This window comes from Simkaniaceae bacterium (assembly GCA_021734805.1).
In the GTDB taxonomy this organism is placed as follows: domain Bacteria; phylum Chlamydiota; class Chlamydiia; order Chlamydiales; family JACRBE01; genus Amphritriteisimkania.
In genome coordinates this window covers 1-21,138 of the sequence record JAIPIG010000024.1, presented here as the reverse complement: position 1 = coordinate 21,138, position 21,138 = coordinate 1, and the positions used below count along the sequence as shown (strand labels likewise).

Below are 21,138 nucleotides of genomic sequence, written 5' to 3'. Positions count from 1 at the left end.
GGATAAACAAAGACTATGTATCGCAAAACTGCCATTGAATTATCCGAAGACTTTAAAAGTGGAAAAACAACTGCAAGACACATCGCTGAATACTTTTTAAAACGGATTCGGTCCGGTGATGCAAAAATCGGCTCCTGCCTCACTGTTTTAGAAGAGCGCGTTTTATCTAAAGCCGATGAACTCGACAGGAAAAGAGCTCAAAACAAGTCTCTTGGCAAACTGGCCGGCATTCCCATCACCATAAAAGATAATATGCACATTCAGGGGGTCAAAACAACATGCGCCTCTAAAATCCTTGAGAACTATGAAGCTCCATTTGATGCAACCGTCACCCGTTTAATTGAAGAAGAGGATGGTTTGATTCTTGCCAAAACCAATCTCGATGAATTTGCAATGGGTTCAACAAACGAATATTCGGCTTTTTACCCCGTGAACAACCCTTGGAATTCTAATATCTCTCCGGGAGGATCATCCGGGGGGTCAGCGGCAAGTGTCTCGGCGTGTTTTGCAAAATTATCTCTAGGCAGCGATACGGGGGGATCTATTCGACTTCCCGCTTCATTTACGGGAATTGTGGGGTTTAAACCTTCTTACGGCCGCGTGTCTCGTTATGGCCTCGTTGCTTTTGGATCTTCTCTTGATCAAGTCGGCCCATTTGGCAAATCGGTCAAAGATGTTGCACTGGCCATGGAAGTTATTGGCCGTCATTGTCGATATGACTCGACGAGTTTCGATGCGCCTCAAGAAAACTATCTCGATGAGCTCGATCTCAGCATTCAAGGGAAAACCATCGGCATCCCGCACTCTTTGATTGATTTAATGGCGGATGAGCCAAGAAAACACTTCGAAAATAACATTGCGCTTCTAAAAAGCTTAGGATTAACTGTCATCGATATTAATCTCGACATCCTTAAATATTGCGTCCCGGTCTACTATATTATCGCTCCTGCCGAAGCATCGACTAATTTAGCGCGCTATGACGGGGTTCTCTTTTCAAAAAGGGCAAAAAATATCGACAGCATTGAATCGCTCTATAATAAATCGCGTGAAATGGGATTTGGAGCTGAAGTCAAACAACGCATCCTGCTTGGGACATATGTCCTCTCTTCCGGACAAAAAGATGCCTATTATAATAAAGCTCAGCAAGTTCGCACATTAATCATTAAAGCCTTTAAGAATGCCTTCGAAAAGTGCGATATGATTGCTATGCCAACAGTTTCCCATGCTGCTTTTGACAAAGGCGCACTACAAGATTCTTTGAGTTTATATCTACAAGATATTTATACGATCCCGGCAAATTTAGCCGGCCTACCCGCAATCAGCGTTCCGAGTGGATTTACAACGGATCAACGCCCCCTTTCGCTACAATTAATCGGCCCCTACAAAGAGGATGCACGCGTGCTTCGGTTTGCACATCACTTTGAAAAAGCGGCTCATTTTTCACCTGATATTGCCCCCGCATTTGATAAAGAGGAGATTTCTTGATGGATATCAATTATGAAGACTGGGAACCGATTATTGGCCTTGAAATCCATGTCCAGCTCAACACACATACAAAAATGTTCTCAAGAGCTCCTAATCGCTATGGAAATGAACCGAATACGAATATTAGTATTGCAGATACGGGTCAACCGGGCGCTCTTCCCGTCGTCAACCGACAAGCTGTCAAAAAAGCGGTCATGTTTGCCATCGCCGTTAATGCGGATATCGAACTCAAATCCTACTTCGATCGTAAATCTTACTTTTATCCGGACAGCCCTCGTAATTTTCAGATTACTCAGTTTGAGCACCCCATTATGAGAGGGGGATATGTCGAGGCGGATGTGGAAGGCAAATCAAAACGCTTTGAAATCCATCATGCTCATTTAGAAGATGATACGGGAATGCTTAAACACTTTAGCCACTTCACCGGAATTGACTACAACCGAGCCGGAGCGCCCCTCATCGAAATCGTCTCAACACCCTGTATCCGCTCTGCCAAAGAGGCGAGCGCTTACGCACAAGCCTTGCGCTCAATCATGCAATACATCGACGCCTCAGATTGTAATATGGAAGAGGGGTCTCTTCGCATCGATGTCAACGTCAGCGTGCGCCCCAAAGGAGAAAAAAACTACCGCAATAAGGTCGAGATCAAAAACATGAACTCGTTCTTTAATATGCAGCTCGCTATTGACTCAGAAATCGCAAGACAAATTCAAATCTACTCTGAAAATCCCACCGCCGATCCGAATACACTCATTCAACCGTCGACTTGCCGTTTTGACCTTGAGACAAAAAAAACGGTTGTGATGAGAACAAAAGAGACGGCAGAAGACTATCGCTATTTTCCTGAACCCGATCTCCCCCCTCTTGTTCTAACTCAAGAGTATATCGATGAAATTAAAAGCAATATACCCGAACTCCCACATGAGCGCTTCCGCCGCTATGTCGAAGAGCTCGAAATAGGAGAGTATTCCGCATCCCTATTGATCAATGACAAAAAACTGTGCGATGAATATGAAGAAGCCCTCCGGCACACTTCAAATGCCAAAGGCTTATGTAATTGGCTCACGGTTGAATTCGTCGGACGCATTAAAGAGACGGGAAAAACACTATCGGAATACGGCCTTCAAGCACGCCATATCGCTCAGCTCGTCAATCTCATTGATCAAGGCGTGATTACGGGGCGCATTGCCAAACAAGTCGCTGATGATATGATCGCTAACCCCTCTCTTCAACCCGAAGATATTGTCAAGGCCAATCCCAACTACCGCCCTTTGACTGATACAAAGGAAATCGAAGCAATTATCGATACCGTTTTATCTGCCAATCCGGAATCCATTGAGGATTATAAAGCCGGAAAAGATCGCGCTTTTAACTTTTTAATTGGGCAAGTGATGAAACAAACAAAAGGAAAAGCTTCCCCGGAAATCGTCAAAGACCTGATGCAAGCAAAACTTCATCGGTGAGTTAATAAAGAAATCTCTCGAGATGGCGCACCTCTTCCGAGAGAGATAATGGCCCCATAAAAGCCATTTCTACTTTTCTCCACAACTCTTTGGGTTCTTCATCAGACTTTTCATACGAGAGCAGCATTTGCACCGGAATGATAATTAAATCGACAACCTTATCCTTCAAAGAGGTTGTCACGGCAAATTCAGAAGAAAAAGCGGGGAAATGGGATTGCAGCCTCATGGCTATTTCAACAACCTCTTCGGCCTGATCCTTAATTCTTTCTAAATCCTCAATTGTTGCAAAAGGATGCCTCATAGCTATTTCAACAGATGATTGTAAACAAGCTATGGAATGGATGACATCCAAACTATAGACATCATCATAGGGTTGAGTTTCGAAAAAATTATAAAAATCCATATAAAGCCTCAGCGAACTTCATGTCGCTTTGACTTTCTGTTAAATTTTGATAAAGATAATGTCAAGAAATCATATCAAATTATGAAGATCGCTCTCTGAGTGTCGTCTGGTTATCAGTCTAAGAGAAGGAGCAGCATCCGATGCAGCAGAACCATTCTCCTCAGAAGATGCCTCAATAAGAGATGAACTCGGAACCACAGCTAGAAGAGCACTCTCTGACCAACGCCTGTGAGTCGCTCTAAAAGAAGGAATGCTATCAGATGCCACTGCACCATCCTCCATAGAAGACGTCTCAATAAGAGATGAACTCGAAACCACGGGTAATTGGTCTTTGATTGATTTAAAATACGCCGATAATTCTCCGTATATGTGCATATTTGCAAGAGATAACTTTTGATTTCCCTCTCTTAACAAGCTGTTTTCCTCTCTTAACCGGGCAATTTCTTCACGTTGTTCTACATAGCCCGCCGATAATCTTGCATGTTTGGTTTTCAAACATTCTGCTGTCCATATAATCTTATCTGCTAGTTGAGTCTGCCTAGGAGAAATATCAAGAACTTCACAAACATCGCAAATGATCCGATAAAAGCTTTTATTTCTTCTAGTTAACATTAAAAGCGGAGTAAATCCGGCTGTTAAGCAATCTTCCATACCCCGAATACTTTCAGATTGATCAACCCACCCTCCCAAATTAACGCTAACCCCCTCAATAGGTCGACTTAAAAGATCAATAGCAACAGGAATATGAGATAGCTCACCCCTATTTTCATTGAAACGAAAAGAAGTTCCTCTCGTATAGGAAATAAGCTCCAAAGACACCACATCTAAACGAATCACTTTTTCAGCAAGTCCAAACTCAATAGCCTCAGATTTTTCTAAAGCTTTTCTCAGATGTTTTTGAGCACACTCAAATTGATCAATAAGCGATTGAGTTGTGTTTGTATCCCCTAGGTTCTGAATCACTTTAGCAACAATTTCTCCTTCAACCATGAAATGAAATACTTTTTCACTTTCAACCCCGGTTCCCTTTGCACTACGCTGCAAATAATCGCTTAAATCTTCTAAAATACGCTCTATTCCCTCTACAATATATCCCGGAATAACCGGCTCTATTCCCTCTTCCGGAGTAACCGGACGGCGAATGCTCAATTTTCTCACAGCAATCCCCTCCGAACTACAACTTCTTGAACAAGAAAGTGCTGCGGGGGATTCCGTCGTAGAGATTGGGCCGGTGGCATTAAAATTTAATGCGTCAATGGCGGTTTGCTCGCTCTTGGAAATGCCGGAAGAACTTAGCACCGGACTTAGCAAAACACCATCTGATGCAGATGAACCGGGAGCGCTTAATTTTTTTGCCATGAATGATTTAACATACGAAAGCAACATTTTCCCTAAGTCTTGAATGGCTTTAATAGCGACATCAATATAATAACTCCCCGGAAAATTTTCCCATTGACTCCAGTTTAAAGAAACTACACTACTAGATACTTGCATAACTTTTACTCTCTCCACTCATATCGGTTATCGGTTTCTGATTGCGTATTCCGGATCTATTTCAGCATCTTGCTCTTCCGGTTCATTCTTAATGCTCGGGAAAGAAGACCTTGCGGCTACCCACGGTGTTCTTTCATAAGGCTCAGCAGAAGATGCACAAGGGGCTAGATCGCGCCTCGTGCATCGTTCTTCTTCTTCTTGAGCAACACCCTCTTTTCGAACATCAACATGCTCTGAAAATCCCAACCCGACTAGATTATCTGCCGCTTTTATATCAGTGATCGAATACCATTTTCCCTCTTGATCAATCACTTTACCGGGCTTTTCCGGATTAAAGTCAATTGGGTAAAGAACCGAATCAGAAGCATCTGACAAAAACAACATTCCTCGAGCTCTTCCAATGCATGTGCTGACATTGACCTCTCTCTCTTCTACTTGAATACTCGCTTCCGGTAAGGCGGCTAATTTGTCTTCCAATAGCTTCTTAGCACCTATCAGTTGTAACTCAATCCCGGCCGGTAAATGGGGCTCTCGTTGATCAAGAAGAGACTCTTTCAAAAGAGAGCGTTCATTGAATTGAATCTGTATTCCCAAAGGCTCATCATTTACTTTGATCGTAAAGACCTTCTTCACCGGTATATACAGCGCTTGACTGATTTGAAATCGAATATGGAAATCAACCCTCTTAATCAAAGCAATGAGATTAGAAGTTAAAAATTCAGATCTTGAGATGCCTTCCGTTTCTTCACGATCAGTGACTACCTTCCAATCCTGAATCCACCTAACCGATTGAATTACAAAGCAACAATGTCTTTCCAGTAGGAGTCCGGTTTTGCAATTGATCTTTTTTTCAGTTAATATGATGTTGGAACTGCGGCTCACTGTCTTTTGTAAGAGCACACGCAAACCCTCTATATAGATTTTAAAAGTTTTTTTTGAACCATATTCAATGCGAATTGGCTCTATGTCCTCTGTTTCAATCTCAAAAATTGGTCTTGATTCTCTAGTATCCGTGTCACTCAAGCTCAACAATATTTGATCAATGACCGCTTCGATAAGACCATAAACATCTGAAGAGACGCCTCGTGTGAGTTTAGGGTCAGCTGTCGCATATCTGATGACATAATCCCATCGCGTTGAACAGCAACTAAAAACAAAAGATCCCCATTGTCTGATAAAAAGGGACCACCGTGAACAGCAATCACTCTCTTTAGAAAAATAGCGTTGATTATGTTCACTCCATCGACGGCATGTTATATCCATCGATTCAACCGAATTTGAAGTCATCCCTCGAGTACATCCAAGCACATCCGTTGAACTCGCCATTGCGCAACCTCAGATAAAAAAAAGAAACAATAATTTTTTTACGTAATCTTTACAATGAAAAAACAACTCTTGAATGACGAGCGGTATATTTCGGTATATTTCCGAAGTCTTCTTTTATTTATTTAGGGAACCCATTATTAGAACAAAAGTATGCGCTATGCTCGACTTTGTAATTTTTTAGACCTGAAGCTCTCAAAATATTTGTTTTGAGAGCAGATCCCTTACTTAAGGTAAGTTATAAAGTCGATCCTATGGGGGGATATTAAGTTTTGATCACGAGGGAGATCCTAAGATTTAGTCTAACGAGCGCGCTTCTCGCGTTCTGTTTTGCTTCATGCACCTCTTATCGAGATGCAAGCAACCCCTTTGCCCTCGCCCCTTCCTCTGTCAGCTCAAATTGGACCCCTCCTGAAAAGATCCTCCAAAAGATCCATATTAAAACCGCCCCTTTGCCTACCCCCGTGATTGATGAAGGACATCACTATAGTTTAGCGGAAGTGTTGGATATGGGACTGCTCTATAATACCAATACGAAAGAGACATGGGCTCAAGCGCGGGCCGCAGCCGCTCAATATGGTCAGTCGCTTCAAAACTATTTCATTCTCTCTCAGTTTGATAGCTCTTATCAAAGAGCGCGCTCTCCCGGATTTGCTTTTAATGAAAACTATTATTTTTTTTATACCCTTGTTCAAAATCAGCTTAATTTTTCATATACTTTCCTCGACTTCGGACAAACAAGAAACTCCTCCCTCTCCGCTCTTTATTCCCTTTATGAGGCAGATTGGTCACATAATCATCAGATTCAAAGCGTCATTCAAACGCTGATGAGCGACTATTTTAATGTTATTTATCAACAAGAACTCCTTCTTTCGGATATTGCCGATGTAGAAAATGCAGAGGCTACTCTTATTTCAGCTGAAGAAAAACTCAGAATGGGAACCACCGATATTTCAGATGTCTTGCAGGCAAGAACAACTTATTTAGAAAACAAACTGCGTGTCGTTAACCAACAACAAAGCGTTGCCGGCGCATTGTCCACGATAACAAACGATATGGGCATTCCTTCAAATACGCGCCTACAGTTTGAGCGATTCCCCTCTGAGTACGAACTCTATCAACCCCGTGCTTTTGAAGACCTATTTGAACTCGCTAAACAATGCCGCCCCGATTATTTAGCAGCTATAGCTGAGGTTCAATCTAAAGAATATGCCCTTAATGCTGCAAAAAGCCAATATTACCCCACGGTGAATGGCGATTTCAGCATTGGCAACTCGAGAGGAAACGGGGGCTTTAACGATCAATATGACTTCAGCGCGCAGGTGAGCCTCACACTCCCCCTCTTTCAAGGCTTTTTTCAAAAAAACCAAATTAAGCAAGCCGAAGCCAATCTAGAAAACTCCAAAGCAAATGCCCTTCAAACAGAGCTCACTATCACCAAAGAAATCAACTTATATCAGCAAGACGTCACATTTGCCCTTGATTCAATCGAATATGCCACGGCTTATCTCGATTCGGCGAAAGAAGATTTCAAAGTGAGCCTTGATAAATACCGCCAAGGGACAAATAACATTATCGATGTTATTAATGCGCAAACATCTGTTGCAGATGCCTCGGCAAAAGTGATCTCTGCAAAAAACGACTACTTTACAGCTCTTGCCAACCTCTCTTATGCCATTGGCAGCCTTAATTTAGATCCCACTAAACTCTCTCAAATCATAGAGGAGGAAAACCTTCGATGAATAAATGGATTGCTTTTTCTATTCTCACATGCGCTCTCACTTCTGCTTGCTCTAAAAAAGAAGAAACTAAACCTACTCCCCCCATTGTTGAAGTCATCCGGCCCGTAAAGCGCACCGTTCCCATTTACATTGACGCTCCGGGTCATATTGAACCCATTCAATCCGTTGATATCAAACCTCAAGTGAGTGGCGAAATCATTGAGCTGCATTATGAAGAAGGGACCTATGTCACTGAAGGCGACCTTTTAATCTCTATCGACGATCGCCATTATATTGCCCAAAAAAATAAGGCAGAAGGAGAACTTGTTCAAAACCAAGCGGAGCTGCAATATGCTCAAGAAACCCTTGCTCGCAATAAACCCCTTGTCTCTGAAGACTTTATATCAAAAGATCAGTTTGATAAACTCACCTCTAATGTGGGATCTCTTGAAGGCTCTATTTTAATGAACTTGGCTGAAATCCAAGATGCCGATGTTTCTCTGGGTTACTGCTCAATCCGCGCCCCCATTAGCGGACTTCTGGGAGCTAAACGCATTGATAAAGGAAATATCGTCAGCGCCTACTCCGATATGACGATGGTAACAATCAATCAAATAAGCCCCATTTGGGATACTTTTGCCGTAGATGAAAAGTACCTAGCGCACATTCATCAAGAGAGGTCCCATCACCCGCTAAGGGTCGAAATTTTTGAAAAGCGCCCTTCTGAACCCATTGCGATTGGTCATCTTGTCTTCATCGATAATCAGGTCAATGACAAAACGGGACAAATTATGCTCAAGGGACATTTTGAAAACCAAGATCAAGTGCTCTGGCCGGGCCAATACGTCAAAACACGCCTTATCCTCTCAGAAAAACCCGATGCCATTCTCGTTCCATCTAGCTGTGTGATGCAAAGTAAAAAAGGAGATTATGTCTTTGTCGTTAACAGTGATCATCGAGTTGAGAGAAGAGAAGTCGTTATAGGTCTTCGGCAAGATGATGGGGAAATGATTATGATCTTAAAAGGGGTCAGCCTTCAAGATCAAGTGGTCGTTAAAGGCCAAATTAACATTTCTCAAGGGATGAGCGTGCAGATCAAAAGCGGGAGTCACCCATCGTCATGAACATATCTTCTCCCTTTATTAAACGCCCTGTGATGACCTCGCTCATCATTATATCGATCCTCTTTTTCGGTCTATTTGCCTATATCTTCCTGCCTGTTAGTGACCTTCCGAGCGTTGAGTATCCCACAATCCAAGTCAGTGTCAGCTACCCCGGAGCAAGTCCGGAAACAATGGGAACAACCATTGCAGCTCCTTTAGAAAGAGAATTTTCAACCATTGAAAAAGTCCAGTCGATTTATTCCACTTCGCAGAATGGTCAAACATCGATCGTTCTACAATTTGACCTCGATAAGCCCATTTCAGTCGCTGCGCAAGATGTTCAGGCGCGTATCAATGAATCGCTCTCTTACCTCCCTTCCGATCTTCCCAATCAACCCACCTACCGCAAAGTCAATCCGACACAATCGCCAATCATGTACTTTGCCTTTGCATCCGATACCATGGAATCTCCTGAAATCTACCGCTATGTTGACGCCTATGTCTCAAGACGCATCTCGATGCTCTCAGGCGTCTCACAAGTCAATATCTATGGTCCCAATTACGCTGTGCGTATCCAAGTAGATCCGGAAAAACTCGCAGCTCGGGGGATCAATATTTCACAAGTAGCAGAGACCCTCGCTTCGGGCAATGTCGAGCTCCCGATTGGCACCCTCTATGGATCCCAAAAAGAATTCACCCTTTTTGCGGATGGTGAAATCTATAACGCAGAAGGGTATAGCAGACTCATTGTTCGCAATGATAAGGGAGAGCTCGTCCGTATATCCGATATAGGTCAAGCGCTTGATAGTGCAGACAATGACAAAACACGCATCAATTACATTCATGAAAATAATGCCATGAACTGTATTGCTATTGGCGTGCAGAAAATGGCCGGGGCTAACACTCTTGAAGTGATTCAAGAGATCAAAGCGCTCATGCCTCGTATCCGAGAAGAGCTTCCCGCCTCGATTCAGATCAAAGAACTCCTCGATCAATCCGAATGGATTTGGGGATCGATTCACGATGTACAAATCACTCTCATTATCGCCTTTCTCCTTGTAGCAGCCGTCACATTTTTTTATCTCGGAAAAGCAACGGATAGTATTATTCCGATTATAGCCCTTCCCATCTCTATTATCGGGACATTTGCAGCAATGTATTTGCTCGGCTACACTTTCGATATTCTCTCCCTTCTCGCTATGACGCTCTCTATTGGATTTCTCGTCGATGATGCAATTGTTGTGCTTGAAAATACGGTGCGTCACTTAGAACAGGGCAAATCCAAACTCGAAGCGGCCTTTGATGGAGCAAAACAAATCTCCTTTACCGTTTTGTCAATGACCCTCTGTTTAGCTGCCGTCTTTATCCCTATGCTCTTTATGGGAGGCATTGTTGGCCGCCTCTTCCAAGAATTTGCCTCTGTCATCATGATCACGGTGACAATTTCAGGATTTGTTGCCCTATCTCTTACACCCCTCCTCTGTAGTCGTTTTTTGGCAAAACACCATGCCCAACATAAAAACTGGCTCGAGCACTTTTCAGAAAAAGTCAATACCCTCTTCTTATCTACTTATAAAATCGGACTCACTTGGGTATTAAAACACAAAGTCATCACGGCAATCGGAGGGTTTGTTTCAGTTGCTCTGACGCTTGTATTAACCCTTATCATTCCTAAAGACTTTATCCCTCCTAGCGATCTCGGCGTCATTGAAGGCTTCACCAAACTGGAAGATGGCACCTCTCCCTTTGAAGCAATGCGCATTCAGGAGGAAATTTCTAAAATTGTCGATAAAAATGATTTTGTGAATAGCACGGTTTCTGCCGGTGCCTACCCTACCTCAAATCAAGGCATTTTCTGGCTCAATCTCACCCCCTATGGCAAACGCAAATCGATCTTTGAAATTCAAAAGATTATCGATGAGCAACTTTCGCATATTCCCAATGCACAGATTTTTACAAAACCACTGCCCCTCATCGAACTGAATATCGGCACCAGTACTTCGATGGGAAATTATCAATACACTCTACAGAGCTTTGATACGGAAGCTCTCTATACTACAGCCCCACTTCTTGTTGAAAAAATAAAACAGATTCCCGGCATTAAGCAAGTCACAAGCGATATGTACAATAACGAACCGCAGATTAATCTCACCATTAATCGAGATAAAGCATCCTATTACAACGTGACGGCAAAAGATATTGAGAACACCCTCATGTATGCTTATGGCGGTACAAAAATCACCCAAATCAATGGGGCCTTTAACGAATATAATGTGATTTTGGAGACGCTACCCCACGACTACCGCGACCCCTCCGTTCTCGATCTTCTCTACGTGGGCGATAACCAAGTCCCCCTCAGCGCCATTGTCGATATGAGTGAAACGGTTGCTCCACTGATGATCAACCACTTCAATACAATGCCGGCAGTTACGATTACCTTTGATGTCAGTGATGTCCCCCTTTCAACGGCCATCAGCAATATCGAAGCAGCCGCTAAGGAGCTACTCCCTAACAATGTGTTTGGCAACATTCAAGGAACCGCCGACGTATTTAAAAAGACGTTTAACACACTGATCTTGCTCATTATCATCACCCTGTTTGTTATCTATACGGTCCTCGGCATCCTCTATGAAAACTTCATCCATCCGCTCACTGTGATGTCCTCTCTTCCACCCGCCGCACTTGGAGGGCTTCTAACCCTATTGATTTTCCACGAAACAATCTCTCTCTACTCATTTGTTGGAATTATCATGCTTCTCGGCATCGTATTAAAAAATGGAATCATTCTCGTCGATTTTGCCGTCGAAGGGATGGTCACAAAAAACATGGATATCGAAGAAGCAATTGAACATGCCTGCCTGACCCGTTTTCGTCCCATTATTATGACAACAGTTGCTGCCCTTATGGGCGCCGTGCCGGTTGCCATCGGAGTCGGTAGCATGATTGCCCGTACAATCCGTCCCCTTGGTCTCGTGATCGTAGGAGGGCTGATCTTTTCTCAATTTCTCACCCTCTTCCTCACCCCCGTTGTCTTTATCTATTTAGAAAGGCTCCGCCGCTTCTTCCGCTCCAAAAAGCAGGGAGTATCTGAAAAATCATAAATCAATCTGCAAATCAATAAAAGACAATCTACAGATGATTTTTGAAGGAGTTATTTAAACCGGGAGCGGAGGATTTCTAATCGTTTACTCCATCTCGCCGCAATAACTCTAAAACTCGCTTATGACCAAGATAATTTGCAATATGATGCGCCTGTTCTATAGATCTATTGGCTATTAAACGCTCTCTTAAATCATCTTTTTCAATCAAAATTTGGATCACCTCAGGTTGGTCTAAATGCGCCGCTTCAATGAGAGCCATTCCCAAATGCTTGGTTGGTATGCGAAAGCGCGCACCCGAATCGATCAAAATTTTAATACTAACAGTTTGATTTATTCGAATCGAATGGATCAAGATATTGCCCAAATGATAGTCCAAAACGCGCGCCTGTAGCTTTGGATCCCCCAATAAAAGCTCTAATAGCTCATGTTGAGCACTGCTCATCAGATGATATATGACCTGCCCTAGATTTTTCTCAGGAAGGCGTTGATATGCCATAGAGCTTCTTAAAAAGACGCCTAAAAGCCTATCTTCTTTTGTGCAAATGAGATTATGAACAAGCTGACCAAGTTTTTCTCCGGATATCTCGCTACACACGTCTACATCTTGCAATAAAGGCCCAAGCCATTCAACCTTTGCTTCACACATGAAAAAGAAAATAATCTGATCTAACATCGGTTGAGAGAGGCGGCGACAAATTTCAATATCTTGTAGTAAAAAACCCAATGATTCGGCTTTTTTCTCCATTATGAGACTATTAATCACAGGATCTAATCCCCTTGCAAATAAACGGTGACTTAATAATTTCTCATCTTCATCGATAAGATCTTCTGATAGTAACGAGTTAAACACGTCTGCTTCACTATGCTTGGCGGCTTGGAGGAAGATCATTTCCAATCTCTCATCCGGAATTTCATTGCGCGCCCATTTCTTGCGTAATAGGCGATCTATAACAAAAACCTTTCCGCAATGAGCGCCATTCTGAATGGCTTTCCATACATCATTTCGATTAACTTGGCGGAATAGATCAAATGTTTCTAACATGATATCTAATAGTCTCGGAGTTTGATATCTCACAACGCAACGCAATGCCAAACCAATACTGCTGCCCTTTAGATTGCTTCTGACATCCCAATTCATTAACAGTCGCATTAAAATCCCTTCATGCATTGACCGAGCCGCATTGATAACGGCGTTGCTCAAATCCCCGTCTGAAAACCGCGACACTAAAGGGGGCTCACCGGAAAGCCTCGGACACTCATCGAGAATAAATCGAATGAAACTCTCCTCTCCTTTCCCTGCGGCAATACTAAATGCTTCGCCTAAATCGTGAATGTATAAGCGGCACCGCATAGGGGGTTCATCATCATCACATGGACAACTTTCAAGAAGCCATTGAATAGCTCCGAAATATTGGTGCTGTGCTGCCTTAATGATGACTTCTCCAACCTCTTTAATAAAAATAGAGTCTCTAACAAAGCGGTGACTGAATATTGTTTTGAATAATTTTAAGCGCCCTTTTTTGACGGCGAATATAAGCGAGTGAGTAAAAATCTGTGGGGAGATGTGCGATAAAAGCGTATCATCGCGGCCCATCTCACTTAAAATCAAAAATGTTAAAAAGTCAGACTGATTGCGAAAAGCAGCGTGATAAACCAAGCGATTCAAATGCTCTGAGTTGAGTTGCTTTCTAATCCCCCCCATTGCCAAAAAGGGCTTTAGTTGGTCTAAATCCCCCATGGAAATCCAATCCTTTAAAGCAATGACTAAACAATCGATGTTGATTTGGTCCCTTAACATGGGAAACTGATCGATTAATTCGAGAATTTCTTTCGGCGATTGCCAGTGTGTGCGGGCAAGCAGCACATTAAATACCTCAGAAGACATCGGAAACCGCGATTTAGACTTGAGCTCATCAAAAACCCCTTTCACTTCCGGAAAAATATCATTGGAAACGGTCCCTAAAAAGAGACAATTGGCGCTCTCCCAATCGCTTGGATTATCGCTCAGCCAAAACCGTTTAATGTCTCTTCCAATCGCTTGGGCAAATTCCACGCCGATCCCGGAGGATACATCGCCAATATCTTGCAAGTATGGACTTTTTGCACTATGAAAGAGCCGGTTGAGTGGGCTAGAGCCCTCCTCCCCACCTGCGAGAGCTAATAACATCGACTGAGCCGTATCTGATGCGGCTGTTCGCTCTTGAATTTGGGGCCGTATTTCTCGAAGCCTTTTAGAATCACTACTCACTACCTGTGAAGAAAAAGTAGCCGCCGCCAAGGCCGCAGCCGGCGTTTCTTCAGCAGCCGAGTCAGAACTTTCTAACCCCAGCCCTTCTTCCCTGCCTCTTTTTATAGGTGTTGCCATATTTCCCTCATTCTTATCGAAGAAATTATAGCATAATCCAAGGAATAAAAACAGGTTAAGTCTGACCTTTGAACTGTTAGTTATTCGCTTTTATTTTGTCCAAAGGGCCAAATCGCTCGAAATCCTCTCTGTAGTTGTAGAAGATTTCGATAGTAAGCGGGAATGCGCCTATAGAGAGCATCATTTTTTAAAAAAAGATCCCGAATTGCGATGTTGCGATTTGTACCGGCAGAATAGACAGCCTTTCCAATACTATTATCAGTTAAGCGGCTTGCAAATTCAGGTCTTTCGAGCATCTGATTAACAATATATAAATGATTTTGTCGAGTAGCTACTACTAGTAACGCACTACAAATTTCATTAATAATAGGCAATTCGCTATCGGGAAGCATAATAGGCGATATACTAAGTCGATGAAAGATGATTGGATGATTGAGTAAAAACAAACAAATATCAAGATGTTTTGTCTTGCCCGCTTGTGCCCAAGCCATGATAAGATGTTGATCCGTAATATGTGTGAAAAAAGCTTCTGTTTCAATTAAACAGGTCATAATCTGAAAATGTCCTTGAGCTGCACAGTTTTCTAAATAACGTCCATACATCTCGTGAGGAATGAGGGCGAGATAATCGGGATCATCAATAAAGAACTTTATAATATTAAAATAGCCACCTCTAATGGCTGATGCAAAAATAACTGAGATTCCTATCGGAGGGATTCTTTCTAAGGCATGGTTGTCAATTAAAACAAATTGAACAATATCTAAATAGCCCTTTCTGGCGGCCAGAATTGATATACAACAATGATCTCGCAAGGGAATTTTAGATGATGCTTCTTCATCCTCAAGAAGTAGTTTTATAATTGCTAATTCATTGTTTAGAGCAGCCGCGTCTAAAGCTGCCCGAAAAAAACTGTTTGCCTTTAAATTATCTCTGGTTATTTCCAGTTCCAATGGAGGTGGGACTTGTTTGATAAGCTCTCGGTAACTCAACAACAATTCAATAACCGAAATTTGGTGAAATTGTGTGGCAATATAAAACCATTCTGAGAGGTTATGAGTGCGTTGTCCTATTTCTTCATCGGACAATTCGGAATGGGCACTTTGATACTGATCGAGAATTGTTTTAATTGAATCGATTTGAATATGAGACAATCGAATCAAGCCCATTTCACATTTTTCGAGCCAATCTTTCATCCTATCAATTTCCGAATCAGAGGCCTCAGGGAGAGATCTTTGATATTGCTCAAGTAATCTTTTCACGGTGCCTATATCGGAATCAGATAACTTCACAGCTCCGATCTTATATTCATCCAGTTTACTTTTAATTGCATGGATATCAGACCACGTAGCAAGATCTTCAGTGTATTGATCTAATACTCTTTTAATGACATCGAGTTTTCCTCCCGCAATTGCATAATATATGGCATCCTTTGTTTCTAAGGAGTCAATCACTGAGAAGGCGTGACTTTTTCTTCCGTAAAGATCGATAACGGGATCTTGCATTAATATCCGATCAATAAGTAGGCGGTCGGAGGAGACCATCCATTGATTAATTGACTTGAGATCTTCGCTATTGGGTTTTAGGGCATCATTTAACAATATTTTTCTTGCAATATCATGCAAAAGAGGGGCCTCAAAAATAAGTCGGACAAATTGAGGGAGTTTACTTTTTTTTTCAAAACTTTCTTTATCAAAATTTTTTTGTTCAAGACTTTGAATGGCTTGGATTGATTTTTTAACAAGCTTGTCTTCGAGAACCTCTGCATCATTCCGGCTATTGTTTTGCCCAAACCAAGATCGCATGCCTAAAAGGGGATTGGCAAGTATTGTATCTTTTTTAATTCCGGCTATTTCTAAAATGCGTTGATATTGGTAAGCCCTTTTTAAAATCGCCTCATCGGGGTATTGACCGGCTATTTTCAAAATTGGTCCATCGGGGTCATCAACTGTTTCAGGATGAATTCCGAGCATTGCTTCAGGATGAATTCCGAGAAAAAGGGCAATGAGTCGACGCGGTGTGAGATTAATCTCACCTAAAAACCTTGGGCGTTTTTTCAAATCCAACTTTACTCTTTGAGGCATTATATCAACAAGAACAGCATCTAGATCTTCCATTGTTGTTGCAGATCCCCTCTCCAAATGCCTAGCAACGCTTGGATCGGAAACTGCTGCAGCTCTCACCCAAGCCGGATCCGGACCCGCATCGGTATCGCTCATATCTTCAAATCTATGATATCTTTCAGCCCTTCGCCCCATAGAAGAGGCAGGAGCGGCGTCTAGATCTTCCATTGTTGTTGCAGATCCCCTCTCCAAATGCCTAGCAACTCTTGGATCGGAAACTGCCGCAGCTCTCACCCAAGCCGGATCCGGACCCGCATCAGTATCACTCATATCTTCAAAGCCCCAATGCGTTTCAGTCCTTCGCCCCATAGAAGAGGCAGGAGCGGCGTCTAGATCTTCCATTGTTGTTGCAGATCCCCTCCCCAAATGCCTAGCGATTCTTGGATCGGAAACTACCGCAGCTCTCACCCAAGCCGGATCCGGGCCTGCATCAGTATCGCTCATATCTTCAAATCTACAATACTTTTTAGTCCTTCGCGCCGTAGAAGAGGATTGATCAGAAAGACTTTCTGTGGGTATTGGACTTGAACTTTTATCTTTGATAGGAAAAGCCGATGCCATATGAAGCCTCTTTAATAAGTGTTTTGTTAAGAAACGAAGAAGCTTAATTTAATGATTATTAATTGTGAAGGGCAGATTTCTTTTCCTGATAACATCAGAAAGGTGGGCTCATTTGAAATTAACGCCTAGGATGAAAATCTTCAAAGCTCTTATGTAAGTGGCTCTTAGAGACATGCATATAGCGCTCAGTTGTTGAAATATCGCTATGCCCAAGCAGTTCTTGAATCACCCTTAAATCAGCTTGATTTTCAAGAAGATGTGTAGCAAAAGAATGGCGTAGCGTGTGCGGAGAGACCCTTTTATCGATCCCTGCCTCCTTAGCGGCCTTCTTGACGATGAGCCAAACCCCCATGCGATCGAGGCGCTTCCCTCCCCGTGTGAGAAAAAGGGCCTTTTCCTTATCCGTGCGCGTCATTAAATAGGCATCAATGGCAATAAGGGCTGCAGCTGCAATAGGGACGATCCTCTCTTTAGAGCCTTTTCCCACTACTCTGACCGCCTCATCACCAATATCGGCTACATTGAGGCTACACAGCTCAGACACGCGGAAACCACAGGCATAAATCAACATGACTATGGCAAAATCCCTCTTTCCCATATCGCGATCGGTCTTGATAGCCTCGAGTAAGAGCCTCACTTCATTTACGGAGAGAACCTCCGGTACTTTTTGCCATATCTTCCCCCCTTCAAAAAGAGCCGTGGGATCTGACTTGATTTTGCCCTCTCGTTTCAAAAACCGATAAAAAACTCTCAAGGTCATCATCGCCCGGTGGATTGAAGCCCCTACTCTGCCGCTATCTTGCAGAACACCAAAATAGTTCACCACATCAACATGGCTCACATCGAGAACTTTCATTCCCCTTTTAGATAAATATTTCATGAAATTTAAAAGATCAAAGCGATAACTCGCTTGCGTATTGTGGCTCAACCCCCTCTCAGAGGTGATATAGAGCAAAAAATCATCTAATTCACGGTAGCAATCAGACATAATCTCGACTTTGTAACTTTTTGGGGCCCGCCTACCTCGTCTATTTGCTCTCGGACGCTCGACCTATGGTCGAACTGGGAGATGATTAAAATCGGGAAGGGGTCAAAAAACCCCTTCCCGGTTTTAATCACTCCCCCGAAAACAAATATCTCGAGGCTTTCGGGTCCAAAAAGTTACAAAGTCGAGATAAAAAAACCTCTTCTCTCATCATATTCACAAAATATGAATGAAAGCGAAAGGTTTTTATCTTATACGAGCAAAGGCTGTTGGAATAGGCGTTAAACGCGTCTCTTCTCCGATAGCTGAAGGGGATCTAGCTACAATTGTAGAGATCGAAGAAGATCGCCCTCTTAAGACAGGCGTTGAGACATCCCGAATCCGATCTAAGGACTCCGAAGAAGCCGATCGGTTTCTAACCCGGAGCTCCTCTTGCAAACGCGGTGGGACATAAGATGCAGCAGCTCCGCCCTCTTCAGTTTCACCCGCTTGGTCACCGGCAGAAAGTAATTCCTCCGTCAGATCGGCACGTATCGGTACCGTATCCATACCGGCGGGCATTCTTAGAGCATCAATCGCCGCTTCCACCTCGGCAGGTTCTGATTTAGCCTTCATCTGCTGATTTTTGTACCAGATTCCGAAGTTGGTTACGAGAAGGATCCCTGTTGAAATAGCCGCCATTAGAATAAGTGGTGTTCCCGCCGTATAAAAAATCGCACAGGCAGATACCGCAAGAACGATCACGTTGATCATAAATTTGAAGAGCTTATCGTATTTTCCTTCTTCTTTGCTGTTAAATCCATCAAGAACCATCATTCCGTCGACATAAAACCATCCGGCTGATATCGCTAATGAGAGCCCTAATGTTATGATTTGAGAGAGCCCCCCCGTCATAATATCGGAAGCAATGCCAACACCTGTGGCAGCCATACAGATCGTCATCACGATGACATTCATTCTAAACTTAGAGTTAATTCCCTCTTTTGCCGCTTTAATGATCTCTTCAGCAGCTTCCCCTTTTTTTAATTTACTAAGGGCTTGGCCACCAATACGATCACTTAAATCTTTTTCTTTTCCCATTTTGCGAAGAGCGATTTCTCTTAAAACTGCATTGGGATGTTTACCTTCACCTTTACTGCTGACAAACGCAAAGTCTGCCTCACTCAATAGCATAAATTCTTTTTCGGTAAGCGGCTCTTCTTTAGCGCCATCAACCTCATCATAAATCTTCTCTCGATCCTCTGAAGTTAATTCAAGAAACTCGTTAAGGTAAGCGACCCGAGCTTCATCAGTCTCTTTTTTTGCAAACTCACCGGTGATCTCGCTTGAGCGGTAAATGCTCATTCCGCAGAGCCCAAAAATCGATAGGTAGCGAAGGGCTCCCATTGCAGTTGAAATGTGACCGAGGATACTCATTGCAACGGTACTGGCTTTTGATGCCGCAACAAACCCATCTGATGATAGCGTATTGATTAATCCCACCGAAGTTGCAGCCATTCCCCCTGTCGTCTCGGCAACACCTCTCACTTGCTGAATCCTAGCCGCCTGTTGTCCCCAAACATAGTTGACTTTTTTAGCCGTCGCATGGGCATCACAACCATCAATAAAGTTGACGGCCCCCGTCAAAACAACAACAGGTCCAACCCCTAACTTTAAGTGGTTTGTCGCCGCATCCCCAACAGACTGATCATGAACAACTTGTGTTAATCCCTTAGCTTGGGCACAGGCCCCAACGACATCAAGTCCCAAATAGCCCTGAGCCGCAACCTTAGCGCGATTAACCGTCAGAGTTTGGGGTATCTCTTTAGAGAACTCCCTCACAGGTGGAGTCCATTTGCCATCTGTCTTTGTGAATAAAACAGCTTCTCCTACGCGGATTTCATGACATGCAGGATCACCTCCCCCTACAGGAGGAGGAGCGTCGTTCACAGGAAATTGATTATTAACAACTTGTGCCATATAACTCTTTGGAAGGTCTAAATTAGTGCTTCATAGCAAACCTTACCTCCTCTATTATAGCACAAGTCTATTAATTTTTAGTAATTTAAATTAAAATTTATTATGTTTTTTATTATATTTTAAATGATAAGTATGCTACTATAGATTTATAATTATATAAATAATAAAAGGTTTTAATTATGTCAGAATCTGTAAGCCTACCCGGTTCTACAAGGCTACTCGGAGCCGAAACTCCCCCTGATTTCCTTAACGATGATAATCAATCCGTAGCCTCTAGCGTTAATTCAGCCGCAAGAAACCTCCTTGGCCAATTAAATTTACCCCAAGAAAATGCTGCGGCCCCTCTACCACAAACCGCCCCACAAGGCCCCCAAGCGGCAAACCCAATCTCGGTGCCATTTGGTCCTATGCCGGGAACATTACTAATCCGCCGCGTGGAGCGCTTAGAGCTCGGTTACATCGAAATAGACGGCAGTGTCTATGAGGTTCTTTACCACTCCGGTCATCCTGTCTCAGATGAGAATAAAACCCCGGCCAGAAAAGAAGAGATCCTTAACAATGCCAAAATAATGGCTTCTCACCTACAAAATAGCGGCAATTTCAACACTCTATCAGTCAATACGAATGGAAAAGTTCTCATAAATAATGATGAAGCTACCTCACAAACAACTTCTCTTACACAGAAAGACATCGACACTTATCAAGGGGCCGCCGGAATCTCCCCTGAAACCACCTTTAAAACTTTTGCTGTAGCAACAGCATGTATTTTTAATCGCGAAGAAACATCACTAGCACATTCTCCCTACACAGCGGCCGATCAAATAGACGCCCGCTATCAGAGAAGCCTCCCTCAACAACCTCCAAGACGCCCGGGCGTCATGCCATACACAGCGCCTCCTCAGCCAAATCCCCAACCCTCAAATCGTCCCGAACCGGCCCCCTCTCCGGCTGAAAGTACTGATGGAGATCAGGACACAGCCTCTATTTCAGGCCTCTCCCACAGATCTGAAAATGACAATAGAAGTCAAAGAAGCGCCCCTGCTTCAATCTCCCCC

Annotated in this window: 13 protein-coding genes; 6 read left to right on the top strand and 7 right to left on the bottom strand. The window is 43.1% G+C overall.

Annotated features, from left to right (window positions below):
- Positions 1–15 precede the first annotated feature (15 nt).
- Both gatA and gatB read left to right on the top strand, forming a co-directional pair.
- A complete protein-coding gene (gatA, locus tag K9M07_05765; GenBank protein ID MCF7852727.1) occupies positions 16–1,485 on the top strand; it encodes an Asp-tRNA(Asn)/Glu-tRNA(Gln) amidotransferase subunit GatA in 1,470 nt (489 codons plus the stop codon).
- Positions 1,485–2,948: an Asp-tRNA(Asn)/Glu-tRNA(Gln) amidotransferase subunit GatB gene (gene gatB / locus K9M07_05760; protein MCF7852726.1), complete on the top strand. Its 1,464-nt coding sequence runs from the start codon at positions 1,485–1,487 to the stop codon at positions 2,946–2,948. The genes gatA and gatB overlap by 1 nt, the downstream gene beginning before the upstream one ends.
- 1 nt (position 2,949) lies before the next feature.
- Here gatB and K9M07_05755 read toward each other — a convergent pair whose 3' ends face one another.
- The 3 genes from K9M07_05755 to K9M07_05745 all read right to left on the bottom strand — a co-directional run bounded on the left by K9M07_05755 (position 2,950) and on the right by K9M07_05745 (position 6,171).
- Entirely contained in the window at positions 2,950–3,351 is a 402-nt protein-coding gene (locus K9M07_05755) for a hypothetical protein (protein ID MCF7852725.1), read from the bottom strand.
- A gap of 69 nt (positions 3,352–3,420) precedes the next feature.
- Positions 3,421–4,845, bottom strand: coding sequence for a hypothetical protein (locus K9M07_05750; GenBank protein ID MCF7852724.1), 1,425 nt, complete (start codon positions 4,843–4,845; stop codon positions 3,421–3,423).
- A 27-nt stretch (positions 4,846–4,872) separates the two neighbouring features.
- Entirely contained in the window at positions 4,873–6,171 is a 1,299-nt protein-coding gene (locus tag K9M07_05745; protein ID MCF7852723.1) for a hypothetical protein, read from the bottom strand.
- Between the two features lie 269 nt (positions 6,172–6,440).
- Here K9M07_05745 and K9M07_05740 point away from each other — a divergent pair, with 269 nt between their 5' ends.
- Genes K9M07_05740 through K9M07_05730 form a run of 3 tightly spaced genes read left to right on the top strand, consistent with a single transcriptional unit; the run spans position 6,441 to position 12,093 of the window.
- Entirely contained in the window at positions 6,441–7,910 is a 1,470-nt protein-coding gene (locus K9M07_05740) for a TolC family protein (GenBank protein MCF7852722.1), read from the top strand.
- The gene (locus K9M07_05735) at positions 7,907–9,013 is read left to right on the top strand and encodes an efflux RND transporter periplasmic adaptor subunit (GenBank protein MCF7852721.1); all 1,107 of its coding nucleotides are present in this window, start codon (positions 7,907–7,909) and stop codon (positions 9,011–9,013) included. Before K9M07_05740 ends, K9M07_05735 begins: the two co-directional genes overlap by 4 nt.
- Positions 9,010–12,093 (top strand): efflux RND transporter permease subunit, encoded by a 3,084-nt coding sequence (locus K9M07_05730; GenBank protein ID MCF7852720.1) that lies wholly within the window; start codon positions 9,010–9,012, stop codon positions 12,091–12,093. The genes K9M07_05735 and K9M07_05730 overlap by 4 nt, the downstream gene beginning before the upstream one ends.
- Before the next feature lie 76 nt (positions 12,094–12,169).
- Here K9M07_05730 and K9M07_05725 read toward each other — a convergent pair whose 3' ends face one another.
- The 4 genes from K9M07_05725 to K9M07_05710 all read right to left on the bottom strand — a co-directional run bounded on the left by K9M07_05725 (position 12,170) and on the right by K9M07_05710 (position 20,083).
- Complete coding sequence (locus tag K9M07_05725) at positions 12,170–14,458, bottom strand: ankyrin repeat domain-containing protein (GenBank protein MCF7852719.1); 2,289 nt, start codon at positions 14,456–14,458, stop codon at positions 12,170–12,172.
- Between the two features lie 80 nt (positions 14,459–14,538).
- Entirely contained in the window at positions 14,539–17,139 is a 2,601-nt protein-coding gene (locus K9M07_05720; GenBank protein ID MCF7852718.1) for an ankyrin repeat domain-containing protein, read from the bottom strand.
- 118 nt (positions 17,140–17,257) lie between these two features.
- The gene (locus K9M07_05715) at positions 17,258–18,127 is read right to left on the bottom strand and encodes a tyrosine recombinase (protein ID MCF7852717.1); all 870 of its coding nucleotides are present in this window, start codon (positions 18,125–18,127) and stop codon (positions 17,258–17,260) included.
- A 243-nt stretch (positions 18,128–18,370) separates the two neighbouring features.
- Entirely contained in the window at positions 18,371–20,083 is a 1,713-nt protein-coding gene (locus K9M07_05710) for a hypothetical protein (GenBank protein ID MCF7852716.1), read from the bottom strand.
- A 179-nt stretch (positions 20,084–20,262) separates the two neighbouring features.
- On the opposite strand from K9M07_05710, the gene K9M07_05705 reads away from it, so the two are divergent.
- On the top strand, positions 20,263–21,138 hold an 876-nt coding region (locus tag K9M07_05705; GenBank protein MCF7852715.1), incomplete at its 3' end, for a hypothetical protein.

Bases quoted from the DNA above. Each gene is read 5' to 3' on its own strand.
- K9M07_05745 (MCF7852723.1), bottom strand. From the start codon at position 6,171: ATGGCGAGTTCAACGGATGTGCTTGGATGTACTCGAGGGATGACTTCA.
- K9M07_05720 (MCF7852718.1), bottom strand. From the start codon at position 17,139: ATGGCATCGGCTTTTCCTATCAAAGATAAAAGTTCAAGTCCAATACCC.
- K9M07_05730 (MCF7852720.1), top strand. From the start codon at position 9,010: ATGAACATATCTTCTCCCTTTATTAAACGCCCTGTGATGACCTCGCTC.
- K9M07_05755 (MCF7852725.1), bottom strand. From the start codon at position 3,351: ATGGATTTTTATAATTTTTTCGAAACTCAACCCTATGATGATGTCTAT.
- K9M07_05735 (MCF7852721.1), top strand. From the start codon at position 7,907: ATGAATAAATGGATTGCTTTTTCTATTCTCACATGCGCTCTCACTTCT.
- K9M07_05710 (MCF7852716.1), bottom strand. From the start codon at position 20,083: ATGGCACAAGTTGTTAATAATCAATTTCCTGTGAACGACGCTCCTCCT.
- K9M07_05725 (MCF7852719.1), bottom strand. From the start codon at position 14,458: ATGGCAACACCTATAAAAAGAGGCAGGGAAGAAGGGCTGGGGTTAGAA.
- K9M07_05750 (MCF7852724.1), bottom strand. From the start codon at position 4,845: ATGCAAGTATCTAGTAGTGTAGTTTCTTTAAACTGGAGTCAATGGGAA.
- gatB (MCF7852726.1), top strand. From the start codon at position 1,485: ATGGATATCAATTATGAAGACTGGGAACCGATTATTGGCCTTGAAATC.
- K9M07_05715 (MCF7852717.1), bottom strand. From the start codon at position 18,127: ATGTCTGATTGCTACCGTGAATTAGATGATTTTTTGCTCTATATCACC.
- gatA (MCF7852727.1), top strand. From the start codon at position 16: ATGTATCGCAAAACTGCCATTGAATTATCCGAAGACTTTAAAAGTGGA.